This is a genomic window from Pseudoduganella sp. RAF53_2, assembly GCF_052113985.1.
Lineage (GTDB): Bacteria > Pseudomonadota > Gammaproteobacteria > Burkholderiales > Burkholderiaceae_D > Rugamonas.
Window position 1 is genome coordinate 1 of the sequence record NZ_JBFRDW010000499.1, and the last position, 4,512, is coordinate 4,512.

A 4,512-nucleotide genomic window follows, 5' to 3' on the forward strand; every position below is an offset into this window, starting at 1 on the left:
GACCAGATGAGCCGCGTTATCGAAGAGGCCCGTATGGTGCTGCCTGGTATTCAGGCCTTGTTCGGCTTTCAGACGATTGCCGTATTCAACAACCGCTTCGAGCGCCTGCCCATGCACGTGCAGGACTGCCATCTCGGCGCGCTGGCCTTTGTGGTGATTGCCATGGCGCTGGTCATGCTGCCCGCCGCTTATCACCGGCTCACCCAGCCGGGCATCGTGTCGCGCCATACCATCGAGGTTTCATCGATCTCGATCTGCTGCGCGCTCGCGCCGCTGGCGGCGGGTGTTTCGCTGGACGTCTACGTCGTTCTGCAGATGGTGACCAGCCAGGAGGGGTTCAGCGTTGCCGGCGGCGCTGCGTCCTTTGTGCTGCTGATTGGCTTATGGTTCATCTACCCATTCATATCGCGCAGGCGCCACGCCACTCATCACAGCATTTAACCGTTCGTCATAGCCCTTGATTACAGCGGGAGCGGAATGCGCTATGCTCCCCTTATGGAAAATGCAACTCGCCCGCTGCTCGCGCGCCTGAACTGGTACTGGATACTCCAGGTGCTGGGATGGACTTTCGTCACCTTGTTCGTGGTGCTCGCTAACGCCCCTTATCTCGACAAACCCGGCACGCTTGTTTTGTGCGTCTACGAAGGCGTCGCCGGCCTGCTGTTGACGGACATCTGGCACCGCTTCGTCAAATCGCGCCGCTGGAACGCCCGCCGCGCGGACTGGCGCACGGTGTGGATTGGTGTCGCGCTGCTGGGTCCCGCGCAACTCGTGAACACGGGCGTGGCCAGCTACGTCTTCGTGCACAAGGCCGACAGCTTCAAGTGGGTGCCAATGCTGCTGCTGTTCTGGGGCGGCATCATGCTGGCCTGGAACGTGTGCTACATGACCGCGATCACGCTGCGCCGCGCCAACCGTTTTGAGTCGGAAGCGCTGCGCCTCGATGTGCTGGCCAAGGAGGCCGAGTTGCGCGCCCTGCAATCGCAGGTGAATCCGCATTTCTTCTTCAATAGTCTGAACAGCGTGCGCGCCCTGATTTTCGAAAGCCCGGAATCGGCCGCACAAATGATCGACCAGTTGGCGACGCTGATGCGCTATACGTTGCAAGCCAGTTACGCGGAAACCGTACCGCTCAAGATGGAGCTGGAAGCCGTGCTGTCCTACCTCGCCATCGAGAAGATCCGCTTCGAGGAAAGATTGAGCGTGACGCTGGACATCGAAGCCGGTATGGAAGACGTGACTATTCCGCCGATGTCCCTGCAGACCCTGGTGGAAAACGCCGTCAAATATGGCGTGGAGCTGAGTTCCACCGGCAGCGAGATTCGCATCAGCGCCCGTCGCGAGTCAGGCTGTGCGCGGATTGAAGTGGCAAACCTGGGCGCCATACTACCCTTCGCAAACTCGACGCGCGTGGGGCTGACCAATGCCCGCAAACGCCTCGCGCTGGCGAAAGGCGAGTCGGCCAGTCTGGATCTGACCGAGAACAGTGGCTGGGTACGCGCCACCCTGCAATTTCCGGTGGCCGCATGATTCGTACCCTGATCGTGGACGACGAGCGCCTGGCACGCTCCGAGCTGCGCCGCCTGCTGGCTGCGCACCCTGAAGTGGAGATTGTCGGCGAAGCGGCGAACGCGGAAGACGCGGTTCAGCAGATCACCGCACTGCAACCGGACTTGCTGCTACTCGATGTGCAAATGCCCGGCGGCAGCGGCTTCGATCTACTGCAGGCGCTGGACGCCGCGCCTGACGTGATTTTTACCACCGCGTTCGATCAATACGCCCTGCGCGCTTTCGAGGTCAATGCGCTCGATTATTTGCAGAAGCCGATCCAGGCGCATCGCCTGGCCAGCGCGCTGCAGCGCGCCGTGCAGCGTTTGGGCGGGCCCGCCGCGCCGCAACTGGCATCGCGCCCGCAAAAGCTGTTCATCAAGGATGGCGACCATTGCTGGTTCGTGGGACTGGATCAGATTCGGCTGTTCGAATCGGAAGGCAATTACACGCGTGTGCACTTCAGTGCCCATCAGCCGCTGATGCTGCGCTCCCTGAACCAGCTGGAGCAGCGGCTCGACCCGGCGCGCTTCTTTCGCGCCAGCCGCCGTCACATCGTCAATCTGGATTACGTCACGCAGATGGCGCCATCCGAAAGCGGCGGCCTGTCGCTGACGCTGGAGGATGGCCACAGCGTCGATGTGTCGCGCCGCCGCGCGGTGCTGCTGAAGGAGCTGGCGGCGCGGTGACTGCGGATCAATGATCCGCCCTACGTCTGGCGCGGAGCGATTTCCAGCGTGGGGCGCGGGTTTGGGCTGTCTTTGCTCAGGTCCACCGGCTGCGGCAAGCTGGCGGTGGCCGCCAGCGCATTCCACCACGCGTCGCCATCGATGCGCTGGCCATTGGAGAGTCCATACGACACCGTCTGCTGCAACGCTGCGTCCTGCCACATGCTCGCATAGCCGGCCTTCCATGCCTGCGCCATCTGATCCAGCTTTGGCTGCAGCACGGCGGCGGCAACGCGCATGCGCACCTGCTGGTGATTGAGCCAGCCGTCACCATCGAGGAAGCGGTCGATGATGGCTTGCGCCGCATCTGCGCCGCTCTGGCTCATCGAAGCAATCGCTTCAGCAGGCATGTTCAGATTCAGCCCGCCCTCCCTGGCCGTATGACGAATCTGCACCACGCGGTCCCGGAAGCCCGGCGTGCGCTTCAGCGCTTCGTGGCGCCAGGTGCGGATCGTCAGCAGCAGCGCACTGAAGAACGACGACGGCGATGGAAAACCAGCGCTGTTCTGGATGCTCACGTAAGGCGGCGTCCAGCCTTCGTTATTATTTTGCGGCAGATACACGCGGTCGCGGCCTGGCGCATCGTCGGCCAGTGTGGACTGCAGCGTGACGCCAAACGTCGGGCGTTCAGGAAGCAGGCTGTCGAAGAAATGGATGGGGAAATTGCTGGTCAAGCCGCCATCGCTCATCCACAGCGGCTTGACGCTGACATCGTCTTCGCCTTCCGTATAACGCAGGCGGTACAGCGGCACGGCCTGCATCAGGATGGGGAAGCTGAGACTCAGACGGGCGCCCACCAGCACCGGCAGTTCGTCCGCAGGTGGCAGGAAGTGCAGATCGCGTTCTGGCGTATCGAAGAGAGGATCGGCTTCGCGCAGCATCGCCAGCGTGCGAGGGCGCGAAGGATGGCGCCACAGCGTCGATTCCACCATTGCGTCGACAATCGCAGCGGGGAATAGCTTATACCATTCCGATGCGCGGAACAGCAGGTCGCCGCTGCTGTGCGGCAGGCGATGGCAACCCAGCTCGCTCAGTCCCGTCGTAATGAAGGCCAGCTCGATCGGTGGCGATACCTTGCCCAGCATGCCGAAAGTCAGCGGCGTGTTATCGGGCTGCCCTGCAATCTCCTGCACCAGGCCATGCAGCCATTCCGTCAGCGCAGGCGCTTTGCTGCCAGAGGCACGCATGCCCGCGCAAATGCCGCAGCGGTTGCGCTGCAGGCCCCGCCATCCGGTGACCAGAAAATTCAGACTCGCGCCAAGCAGCGCCACCAGCAGCAGCGTCACGCCAAAGCCGACCCACTGCAGGCCGTTTGCGGGCAGCGAATCTGCGGCCCAACGCCAGCCCGCGAGAAAGGCCATCGCAATCCATGCGCCGACCGGAAAGTGCTGCACCATGCCGGACAGGATGGCGGCCACGCGTGTGAAGCCGCCCTGCCGGTTCAGGCCCTCTTCGAGGACCAGAAAGTGCGGACGCAAATCCGCGCAGGGCTGAAACAATGAAAACAGTTTGGATTTTCCATCAGCAGCGGTAGCGGACAATTCCTCCGGTAGCTGGTGCAGTCGCTCGAAGCCGGCCTCGCCGCCACCCACGTTGCGGCGATACTGGGCCGCCGCTGCCGCCACCGCTGCCACCGCACCAACACTGGTGCCGCCGATGCTGCGCAAGTTGAAGCGGCCCGCAAGGCCGGTGATGAAGCGGGGATAGACGACGCCGGAAGTGACGCCCCCCTCCATGACGATATCGCATTCTGGCTTGCTGTTCTCGGCCACAGACATCCTTTCAGGGCATAAAAAAACCGCTCCCGTAGGAGCGGCGTTTTGACGCGAAGCCTTATTCGACTTCGACGGTTTCCGGTGGCGGCGTTGGCGCCGCATCCGGTTCCGGGAATTCCAGCTTGATCTGCTCGTCGTCGTCCAGATCCACGATGACCTTGCCGCCGGTGACCAGGCGGCCGAACAGCAGTTCGTCGGCCAGGGCCTTGCGGATCATGTCCTGGATCAGGCGCGACATCGGACGTGCGCCCATCAGAGGATCGAAGCCCTTCTTCGCCAGGAACTTGCGCAGTTTCTCGCTGAAGATCGCTTCCACCTTCTTCTCGTGCAGCTGCTCTTCCAGCTGCATCAGGAACTTGTCCACCACGCGCAGGATGATGTCTTCGTCCAGCGCGCGGAAGCTGATGATCGAGTCCAGACGGTTACGGAACTCCGGCGTGAACATACGCTTGATGTCCGCC

General features: G+C 62.6%; 4 protein-coding genes and 1 pseudogene. 3 read left to right on the top strand and 2 right to left on the bottom strand.

The annotated features are described in order from the left end of the window. From AB4Z11_RS23895 to AB4Z11_RS23905, 3 genes are all read left to right on the top strand, one after another. Positions 1-441 (top strand): DUF6328 family protein (locus AB4Z11_RS23895; RefSeq protein WP_442028164.1); only part of this gene is annotated, 441 nt, incomplete at its 5' end. A 54-nt stretch (positions 442-495) separates the two neighbouring features. Further along, on the top strand, positions 496-1,530 hold the full coding sequence (locus AB4Z11_RS23900; RefSeq protein WP_442028165.1) for a sensor histidine kinase: 1,035 nt from the start codon (positions 496-498) through the stop codon (positions 1,528-1,530). Then, a complete protein-coding gene (locus AB4Z11_RS23905) occupies positions 1,527-2,237 on the top strand; it encodes a LytR/AlgR family response regulator transcription factor (protein WP_442028166.1) in 711 nt (236 codons plus the stop codon). Before AB4Z11_RS23900 ends, AB4Z11_RS23905 begins: the two co-directional genes overlap by 4 nt. Before the next feature lie 20 nt (positions 2,238-2,257). Here the strand turns inward: AB4Z11_RS23905 and AB4Z11_RS23910 are convergent, their stop codons facing one another. After that, positions 2,258-4,048, bottom strand: coding sequence for a hypothetical protein (locus tag AB4Z11_RS23910; RefSeq protein WP_442028167.1), 1,791 nt, complete (start codon positions 4,046-4,048; stop codon positions 2,258-2,260). Positions 4,049-4,109: 61 nt separating this feature from the next. Next, a pseudogene (clpA, locus tag AB4Z11_RS23915) lies at positions 4,110-4,512 on the bottom strand (ATP-dependent Clp protease ATP-binding subunit ClpA); the annotation flags it as partial.